Source organism: Pseudomonas sp. EGD-AK9 (assembly GCF_000465935.2).
Classification (GTDB): Bacteria; Pseudomonadota; Gammaproteobacteria; order Pseudomonadales; family Pseudomonadaceae; genus Aquipseudomonas.
This window is the reverse complement of record NZ_AVOF01000272.1, coordinates 1-4,332: the sequence shown is the minus strand read 5'-3', so window position 1 is coordinate 4,332 and position 4,332 is coordinate 1. Positions and strand designations below refer to the sequence as shown.

Here is a 4,332-nt window from a genome sequence, read left to right as displayed (position 1 = left end):
GCCCGCCACTCCGAAGAGTGGCGGGCCGCGCCGCTTACAGCGCCTAGCGCGAGGCCAGGATTACAGACCCAGTTCCTTCATGGTCTTCTCGACCACCTTGGCCGGCAGCGGGATGTAGCCGTCCTTGACCACGACTTCCTGGCCCTGCTTGGACAGCACCAGCTTGACGAACTCGGCATCCAGCGGGCTCAGCGGCTTGTTCGGCGCCTTGTTGACGTAGACGTAGAAGAAGCGGGCCAGCGGGAACTTGCCAGCCAGGGCGTTTTCTTCGTTGGCGTCAAAGGCTTCGCCGCCTTTCTTCGACAGCGGTACGGTCTTCACGCTGGAAGTCTTGTAGCCGATGCCCGAGTAACCGATGGCGTTGAGGGTGCTGGAGATCGACTGCACCACCGAGGCCGAACCCGGCTGCTCGTTGACGTTGGCCTTGAAGTCGCCTTTGCACAGGGCTTCTTCCTTGAAGTAGCCGTAGGTGCCGGAGACCGAGTTACGGCCGAACAGCTGGATCGGCTTGGTCGCCCACTCACCGGTCAGGCCGACGTCGCCCCAGGTTTTAATATCGGTCGCACCACCGCACAGGCGGGTGCTGGAGAAGATCGCGTCGACCTGAGCGATGTCCAGGCTCTTGATCGGGTTGTCCTTGTGCACGAACACGGCCAGGGCGTCGATGGCCACCGGCACGGCGGTCGGCTTGTAGCCGTACTTCTCTTCGAACGCCTGGATCTCGGCATCCTTCATCGCACGGCTCATCGGGCCCATGCTGGCGGTGCCTTCGGTCAGAGCGGGCGGCGCGGTGGAGGAACCGGCGGCCTGGATCTGGATGTTGACGTTGGGGTACTGCTTCTTGAACTCTTCGGCCCACAGGGTCATCAGGTTGGCCAGCGAGTCGGAGCCGACGCTGGACAGGTTGCCCGATACGCCGGAAGTCTTTTCGTAGGTCGGCAGAGCCGGGTCGACGGCGGCTACAGCAGATACGGCGCTTACGCCAGCGGCGGCGAAAGTCAGGGCCGCCATCAAACGCTTCAGTTTCATGCCTTGCTCCTAGCAGGATTAGTGTTGGATGGAACGGGCCCAAGTATCTGCAGGCCACGTGACCACTCTATGAAGCGAATATGACAGTTGCGTGAACGTCGCCGAATTTGTGCGCGCCACCGCCCAGGCCCCCGCACGCAGCGCGCACGGGGGCCTGGCAGGACTTAGCGACGCGCCTACTGCAGGCTGTGCTTGAGTGCGCGCATGCGCTCGTGACAGGCGCGCACCTTGGGCATCTCCATCGCCAGCAGTACGCGCAGATCCTGGTCCGCGCCCTCCAGGGCGTCCTCGAAGGCTTGCAGGATGCGGTCCTCGCTCTCCTCCAGCTGCGCCACGTAGGTGGCGTCCTCATCCTTGGCCAGGGTGGCGCGGGTATCGGCGTAGAGCTGGCGCAGCTTGCCCAGCAGGGTGCCGCCGCTGGCCGGCTGGCTGTGGTTGGCCGCCACGCTGCGCGCCAGGGCGTCGATCACCTCGGTCTTGGCCCGCGCCATGTCGCGAAACAGCGCCTGCAGACGGATGTCCTTGACCTCGTCGTGGGCGTGCTCGTAGAAGCGCTGGCCGTCGCGGGTGATCTCGATCAGTTCGTTGAGTTGTGCGGTCTTGCTGCTCATGGCGGTTCTCCTCGGCTATGGGACTGGCGAATGCGGCGTCCGGCGTTCAGCCGTCGATGCGCAGGGCATCGGCATCGACGCCGCGCACGCCGCGGATATTGCGGGCGATGTCCACCGCCAGGCGCTTCTCGGCGCTGCTCAGCACGCTGCCGCGCAGGCTGACGAAACCGTCCTCGGTGCTCACCGCGATGTTCAGCGCATCCAGGTTGCGGCTGTAGACGAAGCTGGCCTTGACCTTGCTGGTGATCCAGCCGTCGCTGATCGCCTCGCGCGCCTCCTCGGCGGCCACTTCGATCTCGCTGGCGCTGCTGTCGGCGGTGCTGATGCTGAGGTGGTTGAACACCTCGCGCACGCCGTCGGTATTGGCCGCCAGCTGACCGGCCAGCTCCTTGGCCGCCGGGGTCTGCGCGTGGCCGCTGAGGGTGATCGCGCCGTTCTGGCTCTTGACCTGGATGTCCAGGCCGCGGGTGTTGCTGTTCCACAACAGCTTGGACTTCACCGTGGCCGCCAGGCTGGCGTCCTCCAGGCGCTGCACCAGGCCCGGCGGCTCGCCCTCGGCGGTAGCGGCGTCGACCTCGATGCGGTTGTCCACCGCCTCGATCCCCTCGACGCTCAGCGCCACCTGCTCGGCCAGCTCCTTCTGCACCGCGCTCTCCACCCGACCCTCGAGGCGGGCCCGACCGTCTTCCACGGCGATGTCGAGGCGGAACGGGTTGAGGTGACGATTGAGGGCGAAGGCGGTCCAGATCGAGCCTTCCTGGCGCGCCGCCGCGAGCTGCTGGCTCAGCTCGGTCTCGGCGGCATGGCTGGCCAGCGGCGTCAGGCTCAGCAGCAGGGCGGTACTGCCGGCCAGCATCAGAGTCTTGAACGGGGGCATGGCGGGGGTCCTCGGCAAGTCGATCGTTACCTGGACTTTCGCAAGCCCTATGCCAGCTTTCTAAACCGAAGAAAAACGAATAAAAACAAAGACTTATACCATATCTAAAAATCTCCTCGGCATGCAGGCTGCAGGGTCGCGGCGAAATCGCCGTGCAACTTGCATGATTTTTCCCTGACTAATGCCACACACCCAGTCAGATGGAGCACGACGATGGCAGATTCAGGACACAGCGGGCGCATCCTCCTGGTCGACGACGAGGCGGCGATACTGCGCACCTTCCGCTACTGCCTGGAGGACCAGGGCTACGAGGTCGCCGGCGCCAGCAGCGCGGCGCAGGCCGAGGCGCTGCTGCAGCGCCAGGTGTTCGACCTGTGCTTCCTCGACCTGCGCCTGGGCGACGACAACGGCCTCGACCTGCTGGCGCAGATGCGCGTGCAGGCGCCCTGGATGCGCGTGGTGATAGTCACCGCGCACTCGGCGGTGGACACCGCGGTGGATGCCATGCAGGCCGGCGCCGCCGACTACCTGGTCAAGCCGTGCAGCCCGGAACAGCTGCGCCTGGCTGCCGCCAAGCAGCTGGAGGTGCGCCAGCTGGCGGCGCGCCTGGAAGCCCTGGAAGACCAGGTGCGCCAACCCGGCGCCCACTTGGACAGCCGCAGCCCGGCGCTGATGGCGGTGCTGGAAACCGCGCGGCAGGTGGCCGGCACCGACGCCAATATCCTCATCCTCGGCGAATCCGGCACCGGCAAGGGCGAGCTGGCGCGCGCCATCCACGGCTGGAGCAAACGGGCGAAGAAGGCCTGCGTGACCATCAACTGCCCCTCGCTGACCGCCGAGCTGATGGAAAGCGAGCTGTTCGGCCACAGCCGCGGCGCCTTCACCGGCGCCAGCGAGAGCACCCTGGGCCGGGTCAACCAGGCCGACGGTGGCAGCCTGTTTCTCGACGAGATCGGCGACTTCCCGCTGCCCCTGCAACCCAAGCTGCTGCGCTTCATCCAGGACAAGGAGTACGAGCGGGTCGGCGACCCGGTGACGCGCCGCGCCGACGTGCGCATCCTCGCCGCGACCAACCTCGACCTTGAACAGATGGTGGGCGAGGGGCGCTTTCGCGAAGACCTGCTGTATCGCCTCAACGTCATCACCCTGACCCTGCCGCCGCTGCGCGAGCGCAGCGAGGACGTGCTGGAGCTGGCCGAAGGCTTTCTCGCCCGCTTCGTCAGGGAATACGCCCGCCCCGTGCACGGCTTCAGCGACGCCGCGCGCGAGGCGCTGCAGGGCTACGCCTGGCCCGGCAACATCCGCGAGCTGCGCAACGTCATCGAACGCGCCAGCATCATCTGCAACGCCGAGCTGATCGAACCCGAGCACCTCGGCCTGGGCGAGCCGGTCGAGAGCGGCGCGCCGCGCATCGGCGCCGCGCTGAGCCTGGAACAGCTGGAGAAGGCCCATATCACCGCGGTGCTGGCGACCAGCGAGACCCTCGACCAGGCCGCGCGCACCCTCGGCATCGACGCCTCGACGCTGTACCGCAAGCGCAAGCAGTTCGGCCTGTGAAGCTGCGCACCCGGCTGTTCCTCAGCGGCAGCGCGCTGCTCACCGTGGCCCTGCTCGGCCTGCTGCTGGGCATGTTCAGCGTGCTGCAGCTGACCCAGCAGCAGAGCCAGGCGATGACCCGCAACCTGCAGATCATCGACGCCAGCCTGGGCATGCGCCAGGAGCTGGGCAAGCAGGTCGGCCTGCTGCTCGCAGAGCAGCTCGACCGCGAGGCGCTGCAGGCCGCCGACGCGCGTTTGCGCCAATGGCTGCAGCAGG

Annotated in this window: 5 protein-coding genes; 2 read left to right on the top strand and 3 right to left on the bottom strand. The window is 66.8% G+C overall.

The genetic code is table 11. The features are described 5' to 3' along the window. Window positions 1-60 precede the first annotated feature (60 nt). From N878_RS13540 to N878_RS13530, 3 genes are all read right to left on the bottom strand, one after another. On the bottom strand, window positions 61-1,029 hold the full coding sequence (locus N878_RS13540) for a PstS family phosphate ABC transporter substrate-binding protein (RefSeq protein WP_021444184.1): 969 nt from the start codon (window positions 1,027-1,029) through the stop codon (window positions 61-63). 176 nt (window positions 1,030-1,205) lie between these two features. Continuing rightward, window positions 1,206-1,640, bottom strand: coding sequence for a PA2169 family four-helix-bundle protein (locus tag N878_RS13535; RefSeq protein ID WP_021444183.1), 435 nt, complete (start codon window positions 1,638-1,640; stop codon window positions 1,206-1,208). Window positions 1,641-1,686: 46 nt separating this feature from the next. Further along, window positions 1,687-2,517: a BON domain-containing protein gene (locus tag N878_RS13530; protein ID WP_021444182.1), complete on the bottom strand. Its 831-nt coding sequence runs from the start codon at window positions 2,515-2,517 to the stop codon at window positions 1,687-1,689. Between the two features lie 213 nt (window positions 2,518-2,730). On the opposite strand from N878_RS13530, the gene algB reads away from it, so the two are divergent. Together algB and N878_RS13520 are read left to right on the top strand one after the other, a co-directional pair. Continuing rightward, a complete protein-coding gene (algB, locus tag N878_RS13525; protein WP_021444181.1) occupies window positions 2,731-4,074 on the top strand; it encodes a sigma-54-dependent response regulator transcription factor AlgB in 1,344 nt (447 codons plus the stop codon). After that, a partial coding sequence (locus tag N878_RS13520) for a KinB sensor domain-containing domain (protein ID WP_036987882.1) occupies window positions 4,071-4,332 on the top strand: 262 nt, incomplete at its 3' end. The genes algB and N878_RS13520, both read left to right, overlap by 4 nt.